This is a genomic window from Bombella favorum, from assembly GCF_014048475.1.
Taxonomy (GTDB): Bacteria; Pseudomonadota; Alphaproteobacteria; order Acetobacterales; family Acetobacteraceae; genus Bombella; species Bombella favorum.
This window is the reverse complement of the sequence record NZ_NWUS01000001.1, coordinates 82,001-108,114: the sequence shown is the minus strand read 5'-3', so window position 1 is coordinate 108,114 and position 26,114 is coordinate 82,001. Positions and strand designations below refer to the sequence as shown.

The 26,114-nt window shown below is 54.3% G+C and carries 25 protein-coding genes, 1 tRNA gene and 1 other RNA gene; 15 read left to right on the top strand and 12 right to left on the bottom strand.

Features of this window, described 5'->3' with window-relative positions; genetic code table 11:
* The first annotated feature begins 185 nt into the window (after positions 1-185).
* Entirely contained in the window at positions 186-389 is a 204-nt protein-coding gene (gene rpsU / locus CPA57_RS08920; RefSeq protein ID WP_026294133.1) for a 30S ribosomal protein S21, read from the top strand.
* 86 nt (positions 390-475) lie between these two features.
* On the opposite strand, the gene CPA57_RS00545 is transcribed toward rpsU, so the two are convergent.
* Positions 476-1,795, bottom strand: coding sequence for a glycosyltransferase family 39 protein (locus CPA57_RS00545; protein WP_182080585.1), 1,320 nt, complete (start codon positions 1,793-1,795; stop codon positions 476-478).
* A gap of 96 nt (positions 1,796-1,891) precedes the next feature.
* Complete coding sequence (locus CPA57_RS00540; RefSeq protein ID WP_077395687.1) at positions 1,892-2,356, bottom strand: Lrp/AsnC family transcriptional regulator; 465 nt, start codon at positions 2,354-2,356, stop codon at positions 1,892-1,894.
* Positions 2,357-2,651: 295 nt separating this feature from the next.
* Here CPA57_RS00540 and trxB point away from each other — a divergent pair, with 295 nt between their 5' ends.
* Both trxB and CPA57_RS00530 read left to right on the top strand, forming a co-directional pair.
* The gene (gene trxB, locus CPA57_RS00535) at positions 2,652-3,623 is read left to right on the top strand and encodes a thioredoxin-disulfide reductase (RefSeq protein ID WP_182080583.1); all 972 of its coding nucleotides are present in this window, start codon (positions 2,652-2,654) and stop codon (positions 3,621-3,623) included.
* 294 nt (positions 3,624-3,917) lie between these two features.
* On the top strand, positions 3,918-4,862 hold the full coding sequence (locus CPA57_RS00530) for a LysR family transcriptional regulator (protein ID WP_182080581.1): 945 nt from the start codon (positions 3,918-3,920) through the stop codon (positions 4,860-4,862).
* Here CPA57_RS00530 and CPA57_RS00525 read toward each other — a convergent pair.
* Both CPA57_RS00525 and CPA57_RS00520 read right to left on the bottom strand, forming a co-directional pair.
* Complete coding sequence (locus CPA57_RS00525) at positions 4,843-5,130, bottom strand: HU family DNA-binding protein (protein ID WP_077395689.1); 288 nt, start codon at positions 5,128-5,130, stop codon at positions 4,843-4,845. The genes CPA57_RS00530 and CPA57_RS00525 overlap by 20 nt on opposite strands.
* Before the next feature lie 133 nt (positions 5,131-5,263).
* Positions 5,264-5,746, bottom strand: coding sequence for a MucR family transcriptional regulator (locus tag CPA57_RS00520; RefSeq protein WP_182080579.1), 483 nt, complete (start codon positions 5,744-5,746; stop codon positions 5,264-5,266).
* A 210-nt stretch (positions 5,747-5,956) separates the two neighbouring features.
* On the opposite strand from CPA57_RS00520, the gene CPA57_RS00515 reads away from it, so the two are divergent.
* The 4 genes from CPA57_RS00515 to CPA57_RS00500 all read left to right on the top strand — a co-directional run bounded on the left by CPA57_RS00515 (position 5,957) and on the right by CPA57_RS00500 (position 11,604).
* A complete protein-coding gene (locus CPA57_RS00515) occupies positions 5,957-8,152 on the top strand; it encodes an FUSC family protein (RefSeq protein ID WP_182080577.1) in 2,196 nt (731 codons plus the stop codon).
* 63 nt (positions 8,153-8,215) lie between these two features.
* Positions 8,216-9,325, top strand: coding sequence for a glycosyltransferase family 4 protein (locus CPA57_RS00510; RefSeq protein ID WP_182080575.1), 1,110 nt, complete (start codon positions 8,216-8,218; stop codon positions 9,323-9,325).
* Positions 9,322-10,170 carry a fumarylacetoacetate hydrolase family protein gene (locus tag CPA57_RS00505; RefSeq protein ID WP_182080573.1) on the top strand — a complete coding sequence of 283 codons (849 nt, stop codon included), beginning with the start codon at positions 9,322-9,324 and terminating at the stop codon, positions 10,168-10,170. Before CPA57_RS00510 ends, CPA57_RS00505 begins: the two co-directional genes overlap by 4 nt.
* A 426-nt stretch (positions 10,171-10,596) precedes the next feature.
* On the top strand, positions 10,597-11,604 hold the full coding sequence (locus CPA57_RS00500; RefSeq protein WP_268235184.1) for a flagellin: 1,008 nt from the start codon (positions 10,597-10,599) through the stop codon (positions 11,602-11,604).
* Positions 11,605-11,615: 11 nt separating this feature from the next.
* Here CPA57_RS00500 and rmuC read toward each other — a convergent pair whose 3' ends face one another.
* Together rmuC and CPA57_RS00490 are read right to left on the bottom strand one after the other, a co-directional pair.
* Entirely contained in the window at positions 11,616-13,136 is a 1,521-nt protein-coding gene (rmuC, locus tag CPA57_RS00495; protein WP_229709134.1) for a DNA recombination protein RmuC, read from the bottom strand.
* 175 nt (positions 13,137-13,311) lie between these two features.
* Positions 13,312-13,401: transfer RNA gene (locus tag CPA57_RS00490), tRNA-Ser, on the bottom strand.
* A gap of 300 nt (positions 13,402-13,701) precedes the next feature.
* Here CPA57_RS00490 and rplU point away from each other — a divergent pair.
* From rplU to obgE, 3 genes are all read left to right on the top strand, one after another.
* Complete coding sequence (gene rplU, locus CPA57_RS00485; protein WP_182080571.1) at positions 13,702-14,016, top strand: 50S ribosomal protein L21; 315 nt, start codon at positions 13,702-13,704, stop codon at positions 14,014-14,016.
* Between the two features lie 28 nt (positions 14,017-14,044).
* Positions 14,045-14,311: a 50S ribosomal protein L27 gene (rpmA, locus tag CPA57_RS00480; RefSeq protein ID WP_182080569.1), complete on the top strand. Its 267-nt coding sequence runs from the start codon at positions 14,045-14,047 to the stop codon at positions 14,309-14,311.
* A gap of 105 nt (positions 14,312-14,416) precedes the next feature.
* Complete coding sequence (gene obgE, locus CPA57_RS00475) at positions 14,417-15,424, top strand: GTPase ObgE (RefSeq protein WP_182080567.1); 1,008 nt, start codon at positions 14,417-14,419, stop codon at positions 15,422-15,424.
* A 70-nt stretch (positions 15,425-15,494) separates the two neighbouring features.
* Here obgE and CPA57_RS00470 read toward each other — a convergent pair whose 3' ends face one another.
* The 5 genes from CPA57_RS00470 to budA form a co-directional block, all read right to left on the bottom strand.
* Positions 15,495-16,085, bottom strand: a complete 591-nt coding sequence (locus tag CPA57_RS00470) for a LutC/YkgG family protein (RefSeq protein ID WP_077395910.1) — start codon at positions 16,083-16,085, stop codon at positions 15,495-15,497.
* Between the two features lie 11 nt (positions 16,086-16,096).
* Positions 16,097-17,509 (bottom strand): lactate utilization protein B, encoded by a 1,413-nt coding sequence (locus CPA57_RS00465; protein WP_182080565.1) that lies wholly within the window; start codon positions 17,507-17,509, stop codon positions 16,097-16,099.
* Complete coding sequence (locus CPA57_RS00460; RefSeq protein WP_182080564.1) at positions 17,506-18,249, bottom strand: (Fe-S)-binding protein; 744 nt, start codon at positions 18,247-18,249, stop codon at positions 17,506-17,508. The genes CPA57_RS00465 and CPA57_RS00460 overlap by 4 nt, the downstream gene beginning before the upstream one ends.
* A 211-nt stretch (positions 18,250-18,460) precedes the next feature.
* Positions 18,461-20,143 (bottom strand): acetolactate synthase AlsS, encoded by a 1,683-nt coding sequence (alsS, locus tag CPA57_RS00455; RefSeq protein WP_182080562.1) that lies wholly within the window; start codon positions 20,141-20,143, stop codon positions 18,461-18,463.
* A 78-nt stretch (positions 20,144-20,221) separates the two neighbouring features.
* Positions 20,222-20,953 carry an acetolactate decarboxylase gene (gene budA / locus CPA57_RS00450; protein ID WP_193791526.1) on the bottom strand — a complete coding sequence of 244 codons (732 nt, stop codon included), beginning with the start codon at positions 20,951-20,953 and terminating at the stop codon, positions 20,222-20,224.
* 99 nt (positions 20,954-21,052) lie between these two features.
* On the opposite strand from budA, the gene CPA57_RS00445 reads away from it, so the two are divergent.
* The gene (locus tag CPA57_RS00445; RefSeq protein WP_182080558.1) at positions 21,053-21,961 is read left to right on the top strand and encodes a LysR family transcriptional regulator; all 909 of its coding nucleotides are present in this window, start codon (positions 21,053-21,055) and stop codon (positions 21,959-21,961) included.
* 101 nt (positions 21,962-22,062) lie between these two features.
* Here the strand turns inward: CPA57_RS00445 and CPA57_RS00440 are convergent, their stop codons facing one another.
* Positions 22,063-22,329 (bottom strand): DUF2312 domain-containing protein, encoded by a 267-nt coding sequence (locus CPA57_RS00440; RefSeq protein WP_077395914.1) that lies wholly within the window; start codon positions 22,327-22,329, stop codon positions 22,063-22,065.
* A gap of 413 nt (positions 22,330-22,742) precedes the next feature.
* On the opposite strand from CPA57_RS00440, the gene zwf reads away from it, so the two are divergent.
* The 4 genes from zwf (at position 22,743) to mraZ (ending at position 26,102) form a co-directional block, all read left to right on the top strand.
* Positions 22,743-24,215 carry a glucose-6-phosphate dehydrogenase gene (zwf, locus tag CPA57_RS00435; RefSeq protein WP_182080556.1) on the top strand — a complete coding sequence of 491 codons (1,473 nt, stop codon included), beginning with the start codon at positions 22,743-22,745 and terminating at the stop codon, positions 24,213-24,215.
* 125 nt (positions 24,216-24,340) lie between these two features.
* Positions 24,341-24,796 carry a hypothetical protein gene (locus CPA57_RS00430; protein WP_195805385.1) on the top strand — a complete coding sequence of 152 codons (456 nt, stop codon included), beginning with the start codon at positions 24,341-24,343 and terminating at the stop codon, positions 24,794-24,796.
* A gap of 62 nt (positions 24,797-24,858) precedes the next feature.
* Positions 24,859-25,262, top strand: an RNA gene (gene rnpB / locus CPA57_RS00425) — RNase P RNA component class A.
* Positions 25,263-25,622: 360 nt separating this feature from the next.
* Positions 25,623-26,102, top strand: a complete 480-nt coding sequence (gene mraZ, locus CPA57_RS00420) for a division/cell wall cluster transcriptional repressor MraZ (RefSeq protein WP_182080554.1) — start codon at positions 25,623-25,625, stop codon at positions 26,100-26,102.
* Positions 26,103-26,114: the final 12 nt, after the last annotated feature.

The window sequence follows — 26,114 nt, the reverse complement described above, 5'->3', positions numbered from 1 at the left end:
ATCAAACATACGAAACAATCCACAGATAAAGTAGCTCTTCAGTATTTCCAGCTGCAGAAACTATTGTCTCACGTTTTAGAGTATGATAGGCCAACTCACACTGTAATCGGATCCGCGTCCTTCAATGGGTGATGCTACAGACACCGCTCGGGAAGGATCAGAACCCCAAAGGAGATGACGACACCGTGCAGGTTCTCGTTCGTGACAATAATGTTGATCAGGCGCTGAAAGCCCTTAAGAAGAAAATGCAGCGCGAAGGCGTCTTCCGTGAGATGAAGCTCCGTCGCCACTTTGAAAAGCCGTCCGAGCGTCGCGCTCGTGAGGTTGCTGAAGCAGTCCGCCGCGCTCGCAAGATGGAGCGTAAGCGTCTGGAGCGCGAAGGCTTCTAAGTTTAGCCTGTTCGTACTTTACGAATGAGAAAGCCATCCATATCGGGTGGCTTTTTTCATATCTGCTACTTTTCCTCTCGCTAACGCTACTGAACAACCCAGCCAGAAAGATCGTGCTTTATTTCCAATGAATAGAGCCGTAGGGGGCGGCCTCTATCTTTTCGCCAAAGTGCCCCTACTCCCGGCCTGGCTGGCCCGTAATGTTCATCTTTCAAGTATAGAGCCGTTCCGACCGTCTTCCAGGGCAAGCCAGTGATATAACCCCAACGAGAATCTCTTCCGATCAATGTAAGGCCCGCCGGTTTCTGAAAGGCTAGAATAGAGGCCAGTGCGTAATCATCCGTTACCAGAAAAGGCGTGCCGGCTTTGCTGGCCTCTCCGACCAAATCCTGCGCCATTCCGTTCCAACCTGCCCCCAGCCTCGCTACGACATTCAAATGCGATGACAGCGGCAAGCCCCCTGTTAGGCACTGAGCATAGACCAGTGCTGTACAGAGCCCTCCCACCATCACCGCCCCTCTAATCCGCTTCCCATAAGCAGCACCTGCAAGAATCAGGACAGGGTACAACACCCAAACCCAATTAGGCTGTACACGTTCACCCGTTACATTCACCAAAAACAGCACCATGGCAGGAACAGACAGCCATAGCAGCACACGCTTTTCATGGCGGGCACGCCATAATCCCACACCGCACAATACAGCGACCCAGGGCGTCAAAAGAGCCAACTGCCCAGCAACCAGCTCCCCTAGAAACTGCCCGGCCCGGCCAGGATGCCATTGAGACGCTCGCCCGCCCTGCTTTAACAGCCCAGCCCATCCATGATGATCATTCCAGACAAGAGTCGGTATCATCGCCAATGTAGCGCAGGTACCCCCCAGCCAAGGCCCTATCGTGCGCCACAACCCACGGCCACCGAACAGCACAAACCCAACAAGGCCCACGCCCCACAACAAAGCCGTATATTTAGAGTCGACTGCCAGCCCGAGGCTAATTCCGCATAGCCCCCACCAACCACAGGCGGCGTGGCCTTCTCGTGCGTACAAAGCCTCAGATAACGCCCAAAGAGCCAAGCAGAGAAACACAAACAGAGGACTATCGGGCGTGGCAGGGACAAGCCCTACGGAGGCCATCAGCGTTACATTCAACAACAGGATCGCCCGCAGCCCCACTCCTTCATGAAGGGGGAAAAAACGCCTTGCCGCCAGAAACAACCATATATTGGCTAGGATAAATCCCACCAGACCACAGAACCGAACACCAAACGGCGTATCCCCCCACAGGGCCGCCCCCAACCAAACCCACAAAGCCACCATGAAGGGATGATCCAGATACCCCCCCTGCAAATGCCGGGACCAAAGCCAATAATAAGCCTCATCCGGGACCAACGGCATCTGCGCAGCCATGATCAGTCTCAACATGAGAAGCAGTCCAGCAACACAGGGCAGTATATAATGCGGGCTCCAGTACCTGAAACTGCCAGACTTCATTATGGTCTACCCTTAAAGAGGCACGCCAGCCCTCTCGCAACTTGTCCGAATAACCTGGAATGTCTGTACACGAACGACATGCGCCACTTCGATCAGGTCCCGTGTCAGACGATTCTGATGTTCGGCATCCCGGGCCATGAGGCGGAGTAGAAAATCCTCACCTCCCCGGATCATGTGACACTCCCGTGTTTCTGGCCATTCGGCAACCAGAGCCTCAAACTCTGCCAGTACCGCCCCTTTTTGGCTATCCAATCCGACCAGAACAAAAAAACTGATGGACCATCCCAGCATCGCCGGGGCCAATGTCGCATGGTAACCCTGAATGAGCCCCATCTCTTCCAGCCGTCTTACACGACGTAGACAAGGTGGCGCAGAAATTCCGACCCGCCGGGCGAGTTCTACATTCGTAATACGTCCATCCTGCTGAAGCTCAGCCAGAATGCTGCGGTCAATATCATCAAGGTCTGCAATGCTCATATGATTCCCAGCAACTCTGCTCACGGAGGCCTCCCAACGGCCCAGAAGAGGACAAGCACGCCCACAGAGGGCCTCTGCACCTGCCTGTATAGACTGATCTTTCTTATGTGAAAACGCTTCCCATGGGAAAACGAAATATTATTTCGTTCCCTTTGGTATAATCATTTTTGTCGAACTCTTTCATATACTATATCTATTATCCCCGAGCCGGCGGCGACCATACTATCAGCCTACCCTTAGAAACCATTCCTTTCCCCATAAGCCGGGTCACATCCCTTTAATCATGGAGCGTTCAATGGCAGAGACACATCATACCGACATGCTGATCGTTGGGGCTGGCCCGGCAGGTTACACAGCGGCCATTTATGCGGCACGGGCGGGCATGAACCCCATACTGGTAACCGGGATGCAGCCGGGCGGCCAGCTGACCATCACTGATGAAATTGAAAATTTCCCCGGCTTTGCGCAGCCCGTTCAGGGCCCATGGCTGATGGAACAGATGAGAGAGCAGGCCGAGCATGTCGGCACGAAACTCATTTATGACCTCATTACAGAGGCCCCCCTCAAACAGGGGCCAGATGAAGGTGGCTATTTCCATCTAAAGGGTGATTCCGGCGACCAGTTCCGTGCCCGTACGGTTGTCATTGCTACAGGAGCGCAAGCCAAATGGCTCGGCCTCGATTCTGAAAAAAAATATCAAGGGGCGGGCGTATCAGCCTGCGCAACATGTGATGGCTTCTTCTACCGTGGAAAAGAAGTTGCCGTCATAGGCGGTGGCAATACAGCCGTGGAAGAAGCTCTATACCTGACCCATCACGCCTCCACTGTGCATCTCATCCACCGACGTGACAGCCTGAAGGCCGAACGCATCCTGCAGAAGCGTTTGCATGATAACCCCAAAATCAAGGTTCATTGGAACCGGGCTGTCCGTGAAATCATCGGCGAAGGCTCCCCTGCTGTCGTAACGGCTCTTGAACTCACCGATACCCAGAACAGCACCAACACGGAGCGTCTCGCTGTAGATGGCGTGTTCGTAGCCATTGGGCACAGCCCCAGCACAGGGCCTTTCCGGAATGAAGTCCTCTGCGATGAGGAAGGCTACATCACAACACAACCAGGAACAGCCACAACATCCATTCCCGGTATCTTTGCTGCTGGTGATATTCAGGATAAAATCTATCGTCAGGCCGTTACGGCTGCTGGCACAGGCTGCATGGCCGCTCTGGAAGCGGAACGTTACCTTGCCGAAAAAAAGTACAATAGCTAATGACATAACAACGGGAGGATAGGATACATTTCCATCCTCCCTTTCCCTGAACGGTAAGCTACCCCTCTGAAGGTTGGATTGCTACAAGACAAAAGGGACAGAGCTGGTCCTTTACTGGGCCTTCTGCCTACCAATTAATAGAGCTCTAACCAACTTTGACGCCATTCTACTCTTGACCGATCGTTTCTTTTCGGGAATTTTTCATAAATTGGACATACGGTTAAGGTTACGATGCGGGGCGTTATGAGCAGAGCAGGCCATGATTATTGCGAAGGGGCATACGGGAATCAGAAAATGGACTGGGATAAACTCCGTATCTTTCACACCGTGGCCGAGGCAGGCTCTTTCACTCATGCAGGCGACCGTCTCAATCTAAGTCAGTCAGCTGTATCCCGGCAAATTTCTGCTCTGGAAGACGTGTTGGGCGTGCCCCTCTTCCACCGCCATGCCCGTGGTCTGATCCTGACAGAACAAGGCGAAGTGCTGCACCGTACCGCCCGAGAGGTCTTCTCCAAACTAGCTCTGACACAGGCCTTTCTAAGTGAAAACCGGGAGAAAGCGGCAGGGAAGATCAAGGTCACGACCACATCGGGCTTTGGCCTCTCATGGCTGACCCCTCGCCTACACCACTTCATGGAACGGCACCCCCATGTTGAGGTTACGCTCCTGCTGGAAGATTCTGACCTTGATCTGAGCATGCGTGAAGCTGATGTGGCCATCCGCCTGCATCCCCCGACCCAGCCTGATCTCATCCAGCGTCATCTGGCCAGCTTCCATATGCCCATCTACGCCAGTCGGGAGTATCTGGAAGAACACGGCACCCCCAAGACACTGAAGGACCTAGCAGACCATAATCTGATCGGCTTTGCGGGCTGGCATCTTCCCCTTCCCCATGTGAACTGGCTGATCGAACGGCTTGTAAAGGACAAGATTATCCTTCAGCCTAAGGTCCCTCTCGCTGTCAATAATATTGCCGCTGTTGGTCTGGCTATTGCACAGGGTAACGGTATCGGCACCCTGCCTTTCTATACCGCTTCTGCCCACCCAAATCTCGTCCGTATTCTGCCGGACGTACATGGCCCGCTGGCAGAGGCCTTCTTTGTCTATCCTGAGGAACTGAAAAGCTCCAAGCGTATTTCCGTCTTCCGGGACTTCCTGCTGGAAGAGCTCAACACGGCACGCACAGGCAAGGATGTTCCATCACATAGTGCGGAGCCGTTCATTTCTTCGGCTGATTAACCCGCTCCCGCAGGTCCTTCCCTGCGCGAAAAAAAGGAACACGCTTAGCCTCCACCGCTACGGACTGCCCTGTCCTCGGATTTCTTCCCTGATGGGCAGTGTGCTGGCGTGTTCCAAAACTACCTATCCCGCGCAACTCAGCTCTATTGCCCGCCGCTAGACCGGCAGCAATGCAGGAAAACACCCCATCTACAGCCTGATCGACCTTATCTCTGGAAAGACCTTCCAGACGGGAGGCCAGTAAAGCGACAAATTCCGAGCGTGTCATCCGTACTCTCCGTCACTGATTACCCACCTAAGATTGACAAGAGGAAACCAGATACGTCAAGAAAAAACGCTCAATTATGGAAAAAGCCGGGCTTTAACCCGGCTTTTTCCATACCTGCTGTTAATAAAGAATTTTACTTTTTCTTTTCAGTATCTCGTTTATTCTCTGCAGAAACACCAATATTGCGTCCCAGTCCAATTGTTCTAGCCAGCTCGGAACGGCGTGCAGCATAAGCCGGTGCCACCATGGGGTAATCCGAAGGCAAGCCCCATTTCTCACGGTACTGATCTGGCGTCATATCGTATGTGCTCTTAAGATGACGCTTCAGCATCTTGAGCTTTTTCCCATCTTCCAAACAGATGATGTAGTCAGGATAAACAGACTTACGCACAGGGACAGCAGGCTGCTGCTTGTTCTGTTCTGCTGCAGTCTGGTTTTCATTCCCCTGTCCTGCAAGTGCTTCATAGACCTGACGGATCAGTCCTGGCAAGCTATCTACAGCAACATCAGAGCCAGCTAGCTTTGCAACGACAATATCTGTCGTCAACTCAAGCAGTTTTCTACGCTCTTCATTCGGAGAAGCCTGGGTCCCTCCGGCTGGGGTATTGTCTGTCATTGAATAACCTTCACAGCTACAAGTCTTCAGTAGGATTTTCAGAAAAGTTTTACTATTTTTCCTTTAAACAAAAAAGCAAAATATTCCATGCTCATGAAAAAACATGACCTCTGAAAGCATTGTGATATTTTTGTTCAATTATAAGTGTTACCCCTCGCATCTGTGAGCAAAGGGCAGTAATCTCCCCTCCCGGAAGCCACTGGATGCGCAATGATTACCCGTTTTCTGAACTTCAGGACCCCGTCCTTTTTCTACTGGATATTCACCCCTTCTTTGGATGGATTCCTATTTGCCCTGCGCACCACTATTGCAGCGTGTCTGTCTCTAGGGATCGCCCTGTGGTTGGAACTGGATAGCCCCATCTGGGCCCCTATGACGGTTTGGTCTGTAGCGCAGCTTTCCCGAGGGGAAAGTCTTTCCAAAGCCCGCTGGCGCATCATCGGAACATTGACCGGTGGTGTAGCGGCCCTGATATTTGTCGGTATCTACCCGCAGGCCCCATGGTTGTTCTTTCCACTCATTGCCTTATGGATCGGCCTATGTAGCGGATTAGCGACCTTTGTCAGCAATTTCCGCTCTTATGCGCTCGTTCTGTCTGGCTATACATGCGCTATCATCTGCATGGACGTGGTCCCGTACACAGGCAGCATTTTTATGTTTGCCGTCTCCCGTGCCAGCTACATCATCCTCGGCGTGCTGTGCGAAGCCTTTATCGGCCTCCTCTTCGCCTTCAATCAGGATCGTCTGGCCCATTTAAAAATACGACAGAAACTGGAATCTGCTCTAACTCTGGTAGCCGACACGCTAGGCCATATTCTTCAGCGCGATACCAGTGCCCTCACAGAAGCCCGTAAATTATTCGGAACCATTCTCTCCATCAACGATCAGATTGAATTTGCCGAGCTGGAAATGGGGGCTCATGGGCATGAAGGCGACCATGCCCGGGCTGCTCTGGCAGCGGTCTCCGCCTTACTATCCCGCAGTTTTGGTATGGCGACACGGTTGGAGCTGCTTTCCTCCAATCACCAAGACTTTGATACGGTTGCCAAAGCGTTCCGGCAGTTCCTTCAGGGCTTTTCAACCCGCCTCCCCAAAGAAGAAGAAATCTCAGAACTCCTTGCCGAACTCCAGCACCTCCGGGACATCTGCCGCCGCTACGCAACACCCCATCGGCAAAAAGTCATCTCCACGCCCGGTCAAACCACAATGCTGGAGGATAAAACCACTATTATTACTCATTCCGCACTGGATGAACGTATTCTCTTCTCATCCCTTGGGGATCTGATCGGTGATCTAGAAGAAGCCATTACAGAATATCACGCCAGTACCCATAGCGTGCGGGGCGATCACTTCCAGTTCCAACGTCATACATATCGGGATGGGCGACTTGCCTTCAATAACGGCTTTCGGGCAGCCCTGACAATTCTTGTCACATCTTTCATTTACGAAATCACGGCATGGTCCAACGGTAATACACTCATCAGTATTACTGCGCTGATTTGTGGGCTATTCGCCACAAAGGAAAACCCCGTACTAGGAACAATAAAATTTCTCAAAGGGCTCGCCGTAGGGTGGTGTGTGGCCTGGGTCCTCTGTTTCATCTTTATTCCCATGGTCACGACCTATGAGCCGCTCATTCTCATTCTGTCCTCCGTGATGATGGTGGGGGGGCTTGCGCGTGCTAATCCAGCTACGGCCCCGGCTGCCTCGGCCTTCAACTTGCTGATGCCGCTTATGTTGGGTATCCAGAATCATCATGTTATTGATGAAGCCAAATTCTACAACACTAACCTTGCCATCATGCTCGCCGGTGTAACGGCTGTTCTAATTTTCCGCAGTATTCTGCCTTTCAACCGCAAAGCCGAAGAATTCCGCTTGCGCCGTGCGACACTGCGAGAGCTGCGTAACCTTGCCAGCCTACACAGTACCCCACAGATCAGCGCATGGATCGGCCATAGTACGGACCGCTTCTCCCGTCTTCTAAGCCACGTCACTACCATGACACCACGTGTAGAAGCCGGGATTCAAGGTACGTTAGCCACCCTGACATTGGGGCTGAACATCATCCGCCTCCGTGGTCTTCTCAACCGTGAATATCTACCCGAAAGTGCCCGCCGCCCCATCATGCTGGTACTTCATCACATCGAACATGCCTCACGACGCCACGGCAGAGCTGCCCGTATAACTCGCGCTGCCATCCGCCGCCTGCGTGAGCTGGACACACAAGACCATGAAGCCATCATCCGGCTAGAAATTACCCGTGCCCTGACCCATCTTGTGGTGATCGAACATACCTTGCGAACAAATGAAAACTTTCTGGATGCAAGCAAACCCTTCCGTGGTGAAAGCCCCATCCCCCTGCCCCATGATGAGGATTCATACGCAGGCCACCCGCAAAGGGCTTGATCTCCCGCCTGTGGGCAGCCAGACTTCTGCCTCCCTGCCCTTGTCCGAGGTTCTGCCGTCTCCATGAAGATCCATTATATTGTCACAAGCCTGGAAACAGGTGGGGCTGAATTTGCCATCCCGGATATCGTAAAAACCCTCGAACAGTTCGGCCATCAGGTGGATGTCACCGCCTGCGAGCCTCGGGACATGGGGGCAGCCCCCCATCTGGAACAGGCCGGAATCCCCTACCATCTTCTGGACAGCCGGCGCCGCAGTTTCTTCCTCACACTGATCCGTCTCCTGCGCCTGCTCCGCCGGAACCGGCCCGACATCATCTGGACTTCCCTGAGCCGGGCCACGCTGCTGGGCCAGCTGGCCGGAGCACTCCTCAATATTCCCGTTGTCAGCTGGAAAAACAGTGCCAGCATCCGTTTCACCACCACGGTAGGCCGTCGCATTACCCGGCTATGGGTTGCAGATTCCGCTTATGTAGCCCGTTTCCTTCGGGAAAAAATGAACATTCCGCCGGAGAAAATCACGTCCTGGCCTCTTTATGTGGCCGCCCCCGAAAACCACCCGGCCCCGGACTGGAATGACGGGACGCCTCTGCACATCGGCAGTACGGGGCGACTGCATGAGGTGAAAAACTATCCCCTGCTCATCGAAGGTCTGGCCCTGTTCCGCGCCCGTCATCCCCAGTGGGCAGACCTCGTGCATCTGTCCTTTGCAGGCGATGGCCCCCAGCGGCCGGAGCTTGAAGCTCTCATCCGGCAGCACGGGCTGGAAAACCACGTCTCACTGAAAGGCTTCCAGACGGATGTTCCGGCTTTTCTCCGCACCCTCCAGCTTTACGCACAGCCCTCACGTTATGAAGGCATGTGTCTGGCTGCCCATGAAGCCATGAACATGAGCCTGCCTGTCGTGGCGACACCGGTCGGGGAAATGCGCAACAGCGTCCAGCCTGACCAAACAGGATTCCTGCTGCAACCTGACAGGATTCCTGAAACCTTCTGCAACACGCTGGCGGAGATTTTTCAGAACCCGGCCCTGCTGAACGACTATGGCAAAGCCGCAAAACGGTACATCGAACAGCATTACAGCCGGGAAGCCTTCACGCAACGATGCGGAAACATTGTTGAAAAACTGGAGCGGATGACCAACCCACAACCCTCAGGAAAAGCCCCGTCATGACAAAACTCTGCCGTTATGGCCGCCCCGGCTCTGAAAAGCCGGGTTTGGTAGACAGTTCCGGTACATTGCGTGACCTGTCCAGCCTCTGGAATGACCTGACACCGGAGCGTCTAGCTCCACACTCCCTAAGCAGGCTGGCCGATATTGACGTTTCTTCTCTACCGGCCGTCAGTGGTTCTCCCCGCTTCGGGATTCCTGTCAGTCAGGTTTCTAAATGTGTCTGTATCGGGCTAAACTATACCGATCACGCAAAAGAGGCAGGGCTGCCCATCCCGCAGGAGCCTATCGTGTTCCTGAAGGCACCTTCAGCGCTCTGCGGTGCGTACGATGCCATTCCTATTCCTCCCCATGCCTCCAAGATAGATTGGGAGGTTGAACTGGGCGTTGTCATTGGCAGCACGACACATCATGTCAAAGAGGCCGATGCCCTAAAACACGTTGCCGGTTACTGCGTTATCAATGATGTTTCGGAACGTAGCTTCCAAATGCAATCATCACAGTGGGACAAAGGAAAAGGATGCGACAATTTTGGCCCTGTCGGTCCTTTCCTCGTAACGGCAGATGAGGTAGCTGATCCACAAAACCTGCATCTCTGGCTGGATGTAAACGGTGTCCGACGTCAGGATGGTTCGACATCCACCATGATTTTTTCCGTGCGTGAAATCATCGCCTACCTCAGCCGTTACATGACACTCCTACCCGGCGACATCATCGCTACTGGCACGCCGCCCGGTGTCGGAATGGGCCACAACCCGCCCCTATGGTTGCAGGAGGGTGATGAAATGCGGCTTGGCATTGAAGGGCTGGGGGAACAGAAGCAGACACTCGTGCGATGGACACGATGAAAAAACAGAACAACCCCATGAAAGACAGAATGACAGAAACAGATACTTACAGAACTGTCCTCTGAATCCACCGCCTGCCCGCGCCATTTTCACCTGCCACCAGCTGGATGGCCATTGTTCTCGTGGACATGGAGCACTGGTTTCACAATACCGGACCGGAAGAAACCAATGTCATCCTGACAGTCCTTGGCTCATGAAGTTGAAATGCACATATGCCATTTTCACGACATGTCGCCATGAAATCCATCTCATATAATTAAAACATTACTCATATTTCTCTATTATAAAAAATCATCTCTCGACATGATGAATATTAATGACGCTCTAATGTGACTTTCATAAAACAAGTAAAGAACCATTTTTCATTCAAAATTTAAGAAGCTTGTAAAATTTTCGTGTTTCCTTGCATCCGCCAGCAGATGTCCGTTGGTTCCGCTTAATGAACTGGGAGAAAGGGCCCTGAGTCTTTCCATCAACACCAACCAGTCTTCCTTGGCTGCCCTGGAAACACTGAACACGACACAGACGGATCTGGCCCACACGGAAAACGCTGTTTCCACTGGCAAGAAAGTGGCCAATGCCTCCGACAATCCAGCCGCTTTCGGCATTGCCTCCCAAATTGGCGGGGACATTGCAGGACAAAGTGCTGTCAATGACGGGCTAAGCTATGCCTCCCAGGTTCTCAGCGCCACCAACTCTGCGGCCAACAGCATCATCAAGGTTCTTCAGAATGTCCAGAATGCCGTGACAACCGTTGGCAACAACATCGGCAATGAATCATCTCTCAGCCAGCTCAACAAAGAGCTGACAGGTTACATGAAGAGCATCGACACCATCGCCCGAAACGCCACGGTGAAAGGCGTCAATCTTCTTTCCGGCGGCACGCTGAGCGGCACGGGGGACGGAATGGGCATTACCTCCAACAGCCTGACCTTTGTCACCAGCCTCCAGGGAGACACGCAGACACTGAACAGCTACGGTTACATGATCGGCCTCACGACCGGTTACGGGATCGGCCACATCATGACAGAACTGTTCGGCATGACACCTGGCAGCGCAATGCCTGGCGAAGACCCCACCGTGAACAACTTCCTGACTGCAACCCCGGATGGTGCCCGTGTCAGCGATGGATTCAATGCGACGGATACGGCCCAGCGTCTTCCCAGAATGATCCAGATCACGCAGAACGCCATCCAGGCGATGACCAACGTCACATCCGACCTTGGCGCCAACATGCAGCTCATCAACTCCATGAGTGCCTATGGGCAGAAATCGTCCGATTCCCTCACGGCAGCATCCGGTGCGCTGACGGATGCTGACACGTCTGCCGAGTCTGCCAAACTGACATCTCTCCAGACCAAACAGTCCCTCGGCATCAAGTCCCTTTCCATCGCCAATGGCCAGTCACAGAACATCCTGTCCCTCTTCCAGTAAGGGCGGCGTGTTCAGGGACCGGTTTCTGGTACCGGCTGTCCGGTATCATCTTCCACTGGCTCCACGATCAGGCCCAGACGTTCCGTTTCAAAATCCATATGAACCGCCTCCAGCCGGGGCAGGTTTTTGCTGACCTTGGCTGAAAGCTGCCTGAAACGGTCCACCCGGCCATACAGCCCCTGCTGCCCGGCCAATGCCCTGACGGCACTGTTGTAATGGTTACTCGCCGTGTTCAGACTTCCACCCAGCTTATTCAATCTTTCGGCCACAAGGCATACCGAATTGTAGATGTCCCCTGCCTTCTCGCTGATCTCACGGGCTTCCCGGTGGCTCCGTTCGATCATCCACAGATTGGCGACCGTCCGCAGGATGGGAATGAGTGTCGTGTGGGACACAAGCACGATGCCCTTCCTGTACCCATAGTCAAACAGGTCCCGATCTGCTTTCAGGGCACTGATGTAGGCCGGCTCGATCGGCATGAACATGAGGACAAAACCGGGACTGCGCATCCCGATCAGGTTCGTGTAATCCTTGGAGGCCAGATCATCCATGTGCCGGCGGACGGATTTCACATGCTCCCTGAGAGCGGCCTCGTGCTCCGTCTGGCTCTCCGCCGCCACGGCCCGGTCATAGGCATTCAGTGACACCTTGCTGTCGATGATGATGTGTTTGCCTTCGGGCAGCCGGATCAGATAGTCCGTCTGTTTCTGCCGCCCCTCCGCATCCCGGAAGGAACTCTGGACCTCATAATGGGCTTCTTCCACAAGACCGCTCATTTCTAGGGTCCGGCGAAGCTGCGCCTCCCCCCAGGCACCACGCTGCTGGGAATCCCCCTTCAGGGCTGATGTCAGGTTGGTGGCCTCCTGACTCATCTTCAGGCCGATCTCCAGAACCTTCCTGATCTCCGCATTGAGGGTGCTGTTCCCCTGGAGAGACGCATCATGCACCTCGTTGACCCGCTTCTGAAACCCTTCGATCTGCTCCCGGAACGGCTTCAGCATGGACGACAGACTGACCTGACTGGCATCGGCAAAGGTTTTACCTTTTTCCTCGAATATCCTGTTGGCCAGATTTTCGAACTCTTTCCCCAGTGACTGCCTGGCTTCGCCAAGCTGCTGCATCTGCTCCCGGAAATGTTCCTCTTTCCGCTCCAGCGTCGTCCTGATTTCCACATGCTCTTTTTCCAGCATGCCATATTTCTGCAGGAGGGCCTCATACTGTCCGCCCCGTTCCGTCAAGGCCGCATCCAGCCGCTGGACCGTCTCATGGGCATTGCGCAGCTGCGTGCGGGCCGTATTGTCCGAAAGCTCCACGTCATGAAGCCTGCTCCTGAGCTGGGCAAGCTCCTCCCCATCCCTGACATTCTGGTCACTGGCCTTCTGGAAAGCCACCTCCATCTGCCGGACCTGCATGGCAAGATCGGACATCTGCCACCCGGCCCGCCTCATGGCCAGCAGATACCCCAGCCCGGCGGCCAGAAACGCCACGATGACAATGATGACGGTGCCGACCATCAGTTCGGACATCTGCATGTTGTTCTCTCCCAAAGGCCCCGGTGTACGGCGACGGCTTCACCCCCGTGAACCGGCATGAAGGAGGAGCCCATAGTGCATGGAAGGCGAACATAACCAGCCATCAGGCAGTAGACCAGCTTTCGGGCCAACATGCCTGGTAATGGAAGACTGCATGGGACGGGAACGGTCATCATGGCGGAGAGAGAGGGATTCGAACCCTCGGAACGCTTGCACGCTCAACGGTTTTCGAGACCGCCCCAATCGACCACTCTGGCACCTCTCCGGGGCTTGGGATGAGAAAAATACAATGATACCTCATCGCCAGCGAATGCGGCACCTTATGACGAAATTTTACTAAATTGGCAAGAGGCTGCACATCCTCTCATCCCGCTTCCAGATCATAATGCCTGCTTTTTTATTGACGATCCTCAAACAAGGCAGTAAAGAACCCCTCTGTTCCCATAGCTTTCTGATTCAGACAGGGGGCTATTTGAACCAATGACAAAAAGCGAGCGGGGCACCTCCTTTGTTTAAAAAGGCACAGGAAGGGCCATAGGCTTCGGTAACATAAAGAGAGTTTTGCATGTTTGCAGTCATCCGCACGGGCGGGAAACAGTATCGCGTTGCCAAGGACGCCATCCTGAAAGTTGAGAAGCTGGATGTCGAAGCTGGCAGCACAGTCACCTTCTCCGACGTTCTTATGGTCGGTGGCGAAGGCAGCACGAAAATCGGCGCACCGCTGGTTGAAGGTGCAAGCGTAACTGCTGAAGTTGTCGCACAGGACCGTCTGCCGACCGTCATCATCTTCAAGAAGCGCCGCCGTCAGAACAGCCGCCGCAAGAATGGCCACCGTCAGCCGGTCACCGTTCTGCGCATTACCGCAATCAACGCTGCGTAATTTCGCCCGTTCCTAAGGAGACACAGTCATGGCACAAAAAAAAGCAGGTGGTTCCAGCCGTAACGGACGCGATAGCGCCGGCCGCCGTCTTGGTGTGAAGAAGTTTGGTGGCCAGAGCGTCATCGCCGGTAACATCATCATGCGTCAGCGTGGCACAAAGGTGCACCCGGGTGAGAACGTTGGTATGGGCCGTGACCATACCCTCTTCTCTCTGGTCGATGGTCGTGTACGCTTCCAGCGTCGTGCTGGTGGCAAGGTGCATGTTTCCGTTGCACTGGCAGAAGCTGCCGAATAACGCACTCTGCCTGCCTTAATAGGCACAGAGCATGAACAAGGGTCGGCTCCGTCACTGGTGCCGGCCTTTTTTCTTCTTACCTCCCTTTACTGTGGCGGCCTCCCCATGAAGTTTCTTGATCAAGCTAAAATCTATGTCCGCTCCGGTGATGGAGGAGATGGCGTTGTCGCCTTCCGCCGGGAAAAATATATCGAGTTTGGAGGCCCGGATGGCGGTGATGGTGGCCGGGGTGGGCACATCTATTTCCGTGCCGTGCCGAGCCTCAACACGCTGATCGACTTCCGCTACACACAGCATTTCCGTGCCCGCAAGGGTGGCAACGGGGCTGGCTCCAACAGAACCGGGGCGGGTGCTGAGGACGTCATCATTGATGTTCCCATCGGCACGCAGATCTTCGATGAAGACCGTGAGACCCTGCTGGCGGACCTCGATGAGGAAAACAAGACCGTCCTGCTCTGTCAGGGCGGCGATGGTGGCTTGGGCAACGCCCATTATAAGAGCAGTACCAACCGTGCTCCCCGTCGTGCTGACAAGGGTTTTCCCGGTGAAGAACGCTGGATCTGGCTCCGCTTGAAGCTGATCGCCGACGTCGGGCTTGTCGGGTTGCCTAATGCAGGCAAATCCACCCTACTCTCCGTAGCCTCCCGTGCTCGGCCCAAAATTGCTGACTATCCTTTTACGACCCTGCACCCGCAGCTTGGTGTCGTGCGTCTCAATGCCGTGGAAGAATTCGTCATTGCCGACATCCCCGGCCTCATCGAAGGGGCCAGCGAAGGCACTGGTCTAGGCGACCGCTTTCTCGGCCATGTAGAACGCTGTGCCGTTCTGATCCATCTTGTTGATGGGACGGATGAAAACTGCGTTCAAAACTGGAAGCTGATCCGCAAGGAGCTAAAGGCCTATGATGAAGGACTGGCAGCCAAGCCGGAAGTCCTCGTTCTGAATAAATGCGATGCTCTGCTGCCGGAAGAAATCGAGGAGCGGAAGGCCGCTCTTGAGGCTGCTTCTGGTGCAGAGGTTCATCTGCTTTCAGGTGTCAGCCGGGACGGCCTGCCAGAATTGCTGCGGTATCTTCAGGACCGCGTGACGGCTTCCCGCAACGAAGCCTTCTAATCCACCCCAAAAAAGGGCCGTGCGACATTATATCGCACGGCCCTTTTTTATGTTCTGCTCTCCGAAGCTATCAAGCCCAGATGACGGAGAGACTTCTCACACCCTGCGCCCCACGGATAAGGACACCCTGAATATCAGCCGTGGCAGATGGGCCACTCATCAACACGCCATAGCCCGCCGTCCGAAATTCCGAACGCTCTTGATAGGCATTGTGCATATTGCCCACTAGCTCATTCTTCGAGAGCAGAACGATCAGATGCTGCGCCAAATGCACATCAGCCAGATGATCTTTTAATTCCACCTCACTCAGAAAAACGCCGCCAGTTTCCGCCACGCCAAACGCAGCCCGCACGACCATAACATCAACCTTGTCGGCCTGTTCGTGCGTTTCTAGGTCCTCAATCCGCAGCGTCCCTTCTACCTCTGGCACGGCAGTGCAGAGGTTGCGCAGCTCCGGGAAAGCCCGCTTGATCGCCTGCTCAATCCCTTCTCCATCCTGCAAAGGCAGCATCTTACCGCCCATCAGGGCCAAACTGGCCTCGAACCGTTCCGGGCTAGCATCCTGATCCCCCAATGTCACGACTGGCGGCAAAGGATGCGCCCCTTCCTGCGGGGACTTCTTTGCCTTCAGGCGTTGCATGATGACATCACGGGCACTCATCGTCTCATCGCTCATGCCTGTGTCTCCTCACGCTGTGCCTTGGGCTTATTCAGACGGTTCTTCTTATACCAGCTATGGAATGTCTCCTTCACCGGATGGGGTAGCTCACGATGTTTGCCCCATGGATTTAGGTAATTATACAGCGCAAAGCGAGGCATGGTCTTCAGGGCTACTTCCGTCCCGCTAATAGCTAGACGATACATAGCCGGCTGGGCCAACAGTCGGCCAGCCATCTTCATAATTTCCCGTTTAACGAACGGAATTTCATGCCGTTCTGCCAGAACACGCCGCCATTTATAAAGCTGCTCGTGAATGTCGATCTTCACCGGGCAAACATTGGTACAGCTTCCATTCATTGTGGAGGCAAAAGGCAGCGTGCTGAACTTCTTGGCATTAAAGGTCGGGTCGATAATCGCCCCGATCGGCCCGGAATAAACAGACCCGTAGGATTGCCCACCAGAACGGCGATAGACCGGGCAAGTATTCATGCAGGCGCCGCAACGGATGCATTTTAGCGAAGTCCAAAAATCATCCATCCCCAGACGTTCGGACCGGCCATTATCCACGAGAATGACATGCATCTCCCCGCCCTTCTTGGGCTTACGGAAATGGGTCGTATACTGGGTAATCGGCGAGCCAAGCGCACTACGGGACAACAGCCGGATGAACACACCGAGGTCCGCCATACGAGGAACCAGACGCTCAATCCCAAGAGTAGCAATGTGCAAATTCGGCAGATTGGCACTCAGGTCCGCATTGCCCTCATTCGTGCAGACGACAAAACTGCCCGTTTCCGCCACGAGGAAATTACCGCCCGTCATGCCCGTATCACCGCTCAGCAAAACAGGACGGGCCGCATTACGCTGCGCCTCTGCCAGAGCGTGCGGGTCATCAATATCCGGGTCTGTATGGTAATATTTGGCGAAGGTCTTCGCTACATCCGTGGTCAACTTCTGGACCGCTGGCACGACCACATGGCTAGGCAACTCATTATCCAGCTGCTGGATGCGTTCGCCAAGGTCTGTCTCGGTAACACTGATGCCTTTTGGCTCCAGATACTCCCGCATCTCGCACTCATCGGTAATCATCGACTTGCTTTTGATGATGGATGAGTGGCCATGATCCTTGAGGATTTGTTCCACGATGCGGTTGTGCTCCGCACCATCCCGCGCCCAATGGACATGAATACCATTACGGCGGGCATTTTCCTCGAATTGCTCCAAATACTGGGGCAAATGGGCCAGCGTATGCTCCTTCAACCGGGAGGCTTGCTCCCGCAGCTCCTGCCACTCTGGCATGATATGCATCTGCTCATCACGCTTCTGGCGCATGTCCCACAGACGTTCATCATGGAAATGACGGTGAGGCTCATCTTTCAGAAACTCTGCCGCCAGCTTGGCATGGGGGACTGGTTTGTTACTCATGCCCGTGCTCCATTCAGAATCTCTGCGATATGGATGAAGCGAATAGGCACGCCATTGCGCTCAGCACAACCTTGCTGATGCATCATGCAAGATGTATCGGCCGATACTATATATTCCGCCCCAGCATCATGATGGTCCGTCACTTTATCCAGCCCCATACGGGCTGAGACGGCTTCTTCCGTCACGGAATAAGTACCACCAAAGCCACAACATTCATCTGGGCGTTTCGGTGTCGCAAAAGAAATGCCCTTCACGGCGGAAAGAAGGGTCTTAGGTTTAGAGAAGAACGGCTCACCCAATTCGGACATGCTGGCTGTCCGCAGGGAACGTAATGTGGCGCAACTGTTATGCAGCCCGACCCTATGCGGGAACTCCGCCCACGGGAATTCACGCACCTTCAAGACATCATGGATGAACTCGACAAGCTCATACGTGTTCTGCCGTACGTGCCGAACCTCATCCGTCTGCTCGATAGCATCGAAATTATCCCGGATATGATGGACACAGCTTCCCGATGGGGAAACGATCACCTCATATTTCGAGAAGTTGCGGATGAAGAGAGCTTCCGTCTCCTTGGCATCACGATTGCAACCAGAATTCGCCATGGGCTGGCCGCAGCAGGTCTGATCCATAGGATATTCGACCTCATGCCCCAACTTTTCTAGCAACTCCAACGTTGCAATACCTGTTTGGGGATAGAAAGCATCCATGTAGCAGGGAATAAATAAACCGATTTTCATAATGAGGTATCCTATGAAAACACCCCAACAACATCAATAAAACAAAACGTGACTGACTTTATTAAAATCCGCACCGTTAAGAACTTTAGGATACGATTTAAATATAAATGATAATTACTCTCAATTATCCAGAGGCTATAAAAAGAGGGGACGCCAAAAGACGCCCCCTCTTCTTTACAACCCTACCTCATCAAACAAGGATGAGACCGCCTTACTTGGAAAGTTCCGGCAGCGGGTTCATCAGAGCTGGGTTATCAGCATAATCGACCGGAACGGCGATCACTACCGGACCCTGTGTTTCCATACCCTCACGCAGAGCAGCCTTCAGGCCATCCACGCTGTTAACATTGATACCTTTGGCACCGCAGGAACGGGCAAAGGCAGCAAAGTCAATCGGGCCGAAGGCCACGGCAGCATCACGCCCGTACTTCTTTTCTTCCTGAATACGAACCATGTTGAAGTGCTGATCCACCCAGATGATATGGATCAGATTGCTCTTCAGGCGAACAGCCGTTTCCAGGTCCATAGAAGACATCATGAAGCTACCATCCCCAGAGACGGAAATAACCTTCTGGGATGGGTTCACGATGCTGGCGGACATACCCCACGGCAGGGCCACACCCATTGTCTGCTGGCCATTGCTGATCAGCATCTGGCGGGCACGGAAAACCTCAAGGAAGCGTGCATGCCAGATATGGAAAGACCCCATATCCAGACAGATCGTGATGTCCTGCGCCACGATATCTTCCATCACCTTGATGACCTCAAGCGGATGGAGCATTCCCTGCTGGGTACTTTTTGCCTTAGCAAAAGCGGCCTTCTGGGAAGCACGGTAAACTTCCAGAATCTTATCCAGCGCAGCACCGGATGTCAGAGCCCCTGTCTCACGGGTCAGATGCTGCATTGTCAGAGCGATGGAGCCGATCAGCTCAATCTCGGGATTGAAGGCATTATCCAGCTGAGCCGGAACAACATCAATATTGATGATCGGCCGTGCGGCCTTCCTGTTCCACAGGCAGGGATCATATTCGATCGGGTTGTAACCGATGGCAATGACCAGATCAGCTTCATCCAGCAGATAATCACCATACTGGTTATGGAACAGCCCAACACGCCCACCAAAACGGGAGACCAGGTCTTTGGAGACAGCACCAGCAGCCTGATAAGTGCCCACAACCGGCAGGTTTGTCTTCTTCAAAAATGCACGGATAGCTTCAGCATTCTCTGGCTTACTAGCCTTCATGCCCAGCAGGACAACCGGCTTTTTAGCCTTCTTCAGCGTAGCGGCAGCGTCCTTGATGACATCTTCCGGAGCCGGCCCCTGCTTCACAGCATTACGGTTGCCCATCACCGGATAATCTTCGGTGATCTCAGCATTCAGCACATCCATCGGCACGCTAACAAAAGCACCACCCTGACGGGGGCTTTCAGCAGCGCGGAACGCATTAGCGATGACCTCTGACGTAGCAGCCGGGGCCCCGATCTCTGCACTATATTTCGTCACTGGGCGCAGCATGCTGACCGTATCCATGCTCTGGTGGGTCAGCTTCAGCAGGTCAGCACGCCCAACAGCACCGCCGATTGTCAGGACCGGGTCGCCTTCAGATGTTGCCGTTGCCAGGCCGGTCGCCAGATTGGAAACACCGGGGCCAGATGTTGCAATAGCCACACCAGCCTTGCCCGTAAGACGGCCAATACCACCGGCCATGAAGACAGCGTTCTGCTCATGGCGGGCAACAATCGTGCGGATGGGGGAATCTTCCAGCGCCTCAAAGAGGCGGTCGATCTTTGCACCGGGAATACCAACGATATGATCAACACCGTGGGCTTCAAGATTGCGGACGATCAGATCGGCGGCTGTCTGTGCTGCCTTGTGAGATTTTTTCTGTGTCATGATGCTTTTCCTGATCATGCCCGCCCTGAAAACACCAGACGGGCCTGTGTAGTCTGTCTCAACCTGGGGACGGAACCCTTAGCCGCCTTCTGCCGTACGGATGGCCTCATGCAGACCAGCTGGCTGAAGATCAGCCTTGGCAAAATCTTCCGTCTTCGGGAGGGAAATCTCCAGATCGGAAATGCGAGCAACTTCCAGCTTACCGGACTTCACACGGTAATCTGTCACATGGCCACCATGCTTGCGGTCGTCACTAAGGACATGGAGGTGATAGCCAGCAACGTTGATCCCCTGCATGTAGGGAGGTGTACGGAAACCCAGCATCACGCCACTGATCTCACCCATGCGGAATGTCGGCTGTTTAGCAACAACCTCCAGCATGCCCGGATAAGGCTTGTGCTGGCAGAACACCGTACGAGTATCGACTTTCTCAAACTCTCCCGTAAAGCGCACGGCACCAAAAAGATTGGGGTTGTCGATAAGCCCATTGACGAGCTCTTCAAACTCTTCCTTGCCCATGGGCTTATCGATTGTAACCGTTTTTTCCGGCTCAAAATAAGTCACACAGGCAAACGGTGTCTTCATATCCGCCGTTGTGCCAGAGGCGATCCCCTCGGAGCGGAACTGACGGACCTCGCCTTCCGTCACGATCATTTCGCCATCCAGAGCATCGAATGTCCCCAGACCGAAATCACCATGCTGAACCAGCTCGCCCAGCGTCATCTCCCCATCATAAACGGCATCCAGCAAAGCAGCCATCGTTGATGTCTGAAAGAGACGGTTTGGCTTTACACCTGAAGGTCGAGTCATATTGCCCCCTGCGTTGTGAATGCTCCTTTCTGTAAGGCAGGACATAAACTCCTACAAATATATAGTTTTCATTGTCTCCATATATTTTATATATGGCTTATGGATATCCGTCATTTCCGCTATTTCGTCACCATTGCCGAGACCGGCAACATCACAAAAGCCGCTGAAAAACTTGGCATGGAGCAACCTCCTCTCAGCCAGCAGATCCGCCGTCTGGAAAGCTCGCTGGGCGTCTCGCTTTTCCGCCGCCAGCCCCGTGGGGTGAGCCTGACAGAGGCTGGCCTTACCCTCCTACCTCATGCACGGCTGATCCTCGATCTCCGCCGCCAGTTCATTGAGGACGCTCACGGGCTCGCCCAAGGCAAGAAGGGCCATCTCCGCATCGGACTGGCCGGTGCGGTTCCTCTCCTGCCCAGCATTCCTTTCGCCATCCGGCAGTTCAGCAATATTGCGCCGGGCGTTACCCTCTCGCTGGAGGAAAGCAATACACCCGCCTTATGCGAAGCCCTGCTTTCTTACCGCATGGACATCACAATCCTGCGTCCGCCTGTTCCCGATCAAGCCAATGTACGAGTCATCCCTCTATTAGACGAACCAACACTGATCGCCCTACCCAAAGGTCACCCCTTCACAAACCTGCCGGAAATACATCTCAGCAGACTAGCTGCCGAGCCGCTCATCATCTTCCCTCGTGAGTTAGGACCGGGTTTTTTTGATGCCATTCTTGCAGCCTACAGAGATGCTGGTATCACCCCTTCCCTTGGCCAGCAGGCACCGCAGATTGCCGGTACTATCCCGCTAGTTGCCGCTGGACTGGGCGTATCCATCGTTCCGCAATCCCTGCACCAGCTTCATACAGGGGGTGTGACCTTCCACAAAATCGCCCGACCAGCCCCCCATGCTACGCTCGCCATAGGCATACGGATGGGCGAACAGCCACCGTTGATCCATCACTTCATCACTGTTCTGCAACAGGCCTGCAAAACCCATATGGAATTGCCCGCCTGACAACCCGCATAAGCCACACAAAAAGAAAGCCTTTCTCTGCGGGCTCCTTGAACCAGCAAAGAAAGGCTTTTCTTGAATAACAAACCAGAAAACAGGTTCGCTTACATGCCCAACGCACGGCGGTAGATATCCAGCAGCGTCTCCTGCTCTTCCACCTCGGCCGGCTCCTGCTTACGCAGCTTAAGCAGCTGCTTGACGACCTTGACATCAAACCCAGCTGATTTTGCTTCCTGGAACACATCACGGATATCAGAACCAAGCGCTTTGCGCTCTTCTTCCAGACGTTCGACACGGTCGATGATGGACCGCAGACGATCCACCGCAATACCGCCCGTTACGGCCCCTTCGTCACCACTTCCCATACCCATAACCATACTCCTCAACTCTGCTCAGACACCGGGTTACAGGGCGGCTTATCGCTCCCTTATGGGCATGGTCAATACCATGCCACCGCAAAGACGTTTTCTTGATACGCCACGCAAGCGGAAGACGCCCCATTCGGGCACAAGAAAAGCCGCAAAGTGGGAAAAACGCAAATGTGAATACATGGTTGCGGACTGCCCAACACCCTATACGCCCGCCCCTCCCTGCATCACCCCGCTGCCTACTGCGCCTTTTTTTCGAAGCTTCAAGGATATTTTTCCATCCGTTACTGCCCCCCATTCCTCCGGTTATGGCTTGAATGGGACATGAGACAGGCTCTAAAAGAAGGGCAGAAACAAGACTAGAGACAGACCTAATGTCTCACCAGAGTTTCCAGACAGGAAAGGTACGCCTTATCATGGCCCACTCTCAGCAGACCGCACCGTTTGACTACGTCATCTTCGGCGCCACGGGCGATCTGACGATGCGCAAACTGCTCCCGGCCCTCTACAATCAGCTCCGTATCGGGCATGTTCCGGAGGAAGCCCGCATCATCGGGACCGCCCGCTCTTCCCTGTCCCGTGATGAGTACATTATCCGGGCGCGTGAAGCTCTGGAAACCTTCCTGCCAGAACAGCATAAAAATGCCGAGCTGATCGAACGCTTTCTCAAAAAAGTGCATTATGTCACGCTGGATGGCACAAAGAGCGACCATAACTGGGACGACCTGAAGGCCGTTCTGGACCAGTCTCCGGCTGATCGCATCCGTGTCTTCTACTACTCCACGGCACCGCAGCTTTTCGAAGCCATCAGCGAGAATCTCCACCGTTTCGGTTTCATCACTCCGCAGTCCCGCGTCGTACTGGAGAAGCCAATCGGAACGGACAGTGCCTCCGCCAAAGCTATCAATGATGGCGTAAGCCGCTTCTTTGATGAAAAGCAGATCTTCCGCATTGACCATTACCTGGGCAAGGAAACCGTGCAGGATATCATCGCCCTGCGCTTTGCTAATCCTATCTTCAATGCCATTTGGTCTGCTGAACACATCCAGAGCATCCAGATCACCGCTGCCGAGACTGTAGGCGTAGAAGGCCGTGCTGCCTATTACGACACATCCGGTGCTCTGCGGGACATGATCCAGAACCATCTGCTGCAGGTTCTCAGCCTCTGCGCTATGGAAGCTCCTGCGGACCTTGAGGCAGATACAGTCCGTGATGCCAAAGTGAATGTCCTGAAGGCCCTACGTCCCATTCCGGAAGACAAAGTGGCTAGCGAGACGGTCCGTGCTCAGTATATCAAAGGTGAAATGAAGGGTAAGCCGGTTCCGGGTTATCTGGAAGAGTTGGGCGAAGACAGCCACACCGAGACCTACGCCGCCATGCGGGCCTATATCGACACGCCACGCTGGAAGGGTGTGCCCTTCTACATCCGCACGGCCAAGCGTTCGACCAAAAAGGTTAGCGAGGTCATCGTGACCTTCCGGAAGTCTGCTTCCTCCCTGTTCGGCTCATCTGCTGCCTCCAACCGTCTGGTCATCCGTCTCCAGCCAGATGAAGGGTTTGGACTTGCTCTGAACATCAAGAATCCTTCCGCTGCTGGGTTCGACCTCCAACACGGCAGCATGTCCGGCAAATTCGCCCCGGCTGATGGCTCCCTCATCCCGGATTCCTACGAACGCCTCATGCTGGATGCCGTCCGTGGTTATCCGGCACTCTTCATCCGTCGTGATGAGGTAGAAGCCGCATGGGCATGGGTCGAGCCGACACTGAAGACATGGGCTGCCAACAAAGTGCCAATGGCTCATTATGCCGCTGGGAGCTACGGGCCGGAAGAAGCACGCCACTTTATCGCTACAACAGGCGATTCTTGGCATGAGGACATGGCCGACTGATCCTGACCGGATCACACTCTGGCCACTCCGCCATATGGCTCCCAGAACCGTCCTGCCTCCCTGGCAGGGCGGTTTTGCCTATCCAGCCTCTGTATTCTTCATCACTCTCATGGGGCAGACCTATCATGACCGAACCAACCACCCCTCCCCGTCTCGGCCGCCGCCGCCCGAAGCAACCCCGTTCCCTAAAGCAGCATATCATCCGGCGGCTCGTCGTTCTGCTACCGGCCTTTCTGCTCATGTTCTTTGTCGTCCGAACGGGAGTGTTGGACAGCCTGTATGACCAATTCACCTTCAGCAAGCTAAGCTGGTTCGACAATACCGCCCTTGTGGAACATCTACGGACCCTCATCACCCGCAAAGGGCTGACCCCTCTGCCCAGACGCTGCCTCGTTATGGTTGTCAACGGTGACAGCAGCGTGAACACACCCACAATTGACGTATTGGGACGGCATGGGAACGGGTGCCCCGGGGACAAACCTTCAGCAGAATTGCTCTTTCATGTCCGGGTAGATCGTGCAGGCCAGAGCATCATGACAGATGCAGGCTCACCCGACATGTACCACCTTCTTACACCCTGATAATGCCACTCATCCTGCCTGCCGCTTGACCCGCCCCCGGCAGGCAGGCATAAGCACCCCAGCCAGATGGTCGGGCGATCGCTGTGTTCCTTACGGAACAGGGAGGAAAGTCCGGGCTCCACAGGAAAACGGTGCCGGCTAACGGCCGGCGGGGGCGACCCTAGGGACAGTGCCACAGAAACAATACCGTCCGCCTGTTTCCTCCTTTTATGGGGGGATAATGCGGATAAGGGTGAAACGGTGCGGTAAGAGCGCACCGCGCGGCTGGTAACAGCGGCGGTCATGGTAAACCCCACCGGGAGCAAGACCGAATAGGAATGACAAGCCAGAAATGGCTGAGGGGTCCTGCCCTGTCATTCGGGTTGGTTGCGTGAGGTGTGTCGCAAGACACATCCCAGAGGAATGATCGCCCCACCTCATTACATGTGAGGTAGGACAGAACCCGGCTTACAGACCATCTGGCCCTTTTATTTACCAAGCCTCCCCCTAGACAAAAACACGTCTAATACCTTGCAAAAGGCCTTCATTACACCTCGTGCACAAGGCTATACTATCAGGATAGCCCTCTTTGTCTGCCAGATTATCGCACTTACTGCCCAATACAAGGCGATGTTATAAAGCATAATATAAAGAAATATTTTTTTAATAAATACAACACACATCGCGCCTATCTAGAATACTATACAATAAAACAACGCTCCGATGTCATTTTCCGTAATAAAACTTTGACGTCCCATAAAATCCCATGATACCCCATGAGTTCCCACCATAAAGGTGCAGGAGTGTGTCCACCCATGACAGACAGGGAGGGGAAACGTTTCAGACCATGACCATGTTTCTCGGAACCCATGCCAGCCGTGTGGATGCCAAAGGACGCATTTCCATTCCTTCCCCTTTCCGTGCCGTTCTGCGTGAGCAAGCACGGCCGGGTGAGGCCTTAATGATCATCAGGCCGTCCCACCTCCATGATTGTCTGGAAGGCTGGTCCGCCTCCGCCTTCTTCGCCTTTTCTGGTGCTCTTGATGAATATGACCCTTTCTCGGCAGATCATGATGATCTGGCCACCAGCCTCTACGCTGATGCCTATCCGCTGGACTGCGACAAAGAAGGACGGGTCAGCCTACCAAAAGCACTGAAAGAACATGCCGGATTGGAGGACGATGTCAGCTTCATGGGGCTGGGCCGTGTCTTCCAGATATGGAACCCCACTCTCGCAGAGGAGCGCCGGAAACAGGCCCGCAGCCGCACGCGGGAACTCGGCCACCGTAAGCAGCACGCCGAGACCAGAGAAAGAACAGCACTATGACCTACGCCTACC

Coding starts and splice junctions, on each gene's coding strand:
- CPA57_RS00545 (WP_182080585.1), bottom strand. CDS start 1,795: ATGGCTGCGCAGATGCCGTTGGTCCCGGATGAGGCTTATTATTGGCTT.
- CPA57_RS00540 (WP_077395687.1), bottom strand. CDS start 2,356: ATGAGCATTGCAGACCTTGATGATATTGACCGCAGCATTCTGGCTGAG.
- trxB (WP_182080583.1), top strand. CDS start 2,652: ATGGCAGAGACACATCATACCGACATGCTGATCGTTGGGGCTGGCCCG.
- CPA57_RS00530 (WP_182080581.1), top strand. CDS start 3,918: ATGGACTGGGATAAACTCCGTATCTTTCACACCGTGGCCGAGGCAGGC.
- CPA57_RS00525 (WP_077395689.1), bottom strand. CDS start 5,130: ATGACACGCTCGGAATTTGTCGCTTTACTGGCCTCCCGTCTGGAAGGT.
- CPA57_RS00520 (WP_182080579.1), bottom strand. CDS start 5,746: ATGACAGACAATACCCCAGCCGGAGGGACCCAGGCTTCTCCGAATGAA.
- CPA57_RS00515 (WP_182080577.1), top strand. CDS start 5,957: ATGATTACCCGTTTTCTGAACTTCAGGACCCCGTCCTTTTTCTACTGG.
- CPA57_RS00510 (WP_182080575.1), top strand. CDS start 8,216: ATGAAGATCCATTATATTGTCACAAGCCTGGAAACAGGTGGGGCTGAA.
- CPA57_RS00505 (WP_182080573.1), top strand. CDS start 9,322: ATGACAAAACTCTGCCGTTATGGCCGCCCCGGCTCTGAAAAGCCGGGT.
- rmuC (WP_229709134.1), bottom strand. CDS start 13,136: ATGCAGATGTCCGAACTGATGGTCGGCACCGTCATCATTGTCATCGTG.
- rplU (WP_182080571.1), top strand. CDS start 13,702: ATGTTTGCAGTCATCCGCACGGGCGGGAAACAGTATCGCGTTGCCAAG.
- rpmA (WP_182080569.1), top strand. CDS start 14,045: ATGGCACAAAAAAAAGCAGGTGGTTCCAGCCGTAACGGACGCGATAGC.
- obgE (WP_182080567.1), top strand. CDS start 14,417: ATGAAGTTTCTTGATCAAGCTAAAATCTATGTCCGCTCCGGTGATGGA.
- CPA57_RS00470 (WP_077395910.1), bottom strand. CDS start 16,085: ATGAGTGCCCGTGATGTCATCATGCAACGCCTGAAGGCAAAGAAGTCC.
- CPA57_RS00465 (WP_182080565.1), bottom strand. CDS start 17,509: ATGAGTAACAAACCAGTCCCCCATGCCAAGCTGGCGGCAGAGTTTCTG.
- CPA57_RS00460 (WP_182080564.1), bottom strand. CDS start 18,249: ATGAAAATCGGTTTATTTATTCCCTGCTACATGGATGCTTTCTATCCC.
- alsS (WP_182080562.1), bottom strand. CDS start 20,143: ATGACACAGAAAAAATCTCACAAGGCAGCACAGACAGCCGCCGATCTG.
- budA (WP_193791526.1), bottom strand. CDS start 20,953: ATGACTCGACCTTCAGGTGTAAAGCCAAACCGTCTCTTTCAGACATCA.
- CPA57_RS00445 (WP_182080558.1), top strand. CDS start 21,053: ATGGATATCCGTCATTTCCGCTATTTCGTCACCATTGCCGAGACCGGC.
- CPA57_RS00440 (WP_077395914.1), bottom strand. CDS start 22,329: ATGGGTATGGGAAGTGGTGACGAAGGGGCCGTAACGGGCGGTATTGCG.
- zwf (WP_182080556.1), top strand. CDS start 22,743: ATGGCCCACTCTCAGCAGACCGCACCGTTTGACTACGTCATCTTCGGC.
- CPA57_RS00430 (WP_195805385.1), top strand. CDS start 24,341: ATGACCGAACCAACCACCCCTCCCCGTCTCGGCCGCCGCCGCCCGAAG.
- mraZ (WP_182080554.1), top strand. CDS start 25,623: ATGACCATGTTTCTCGGAACCCATGCCAGCCGTGTGGATGCCAAAGGA.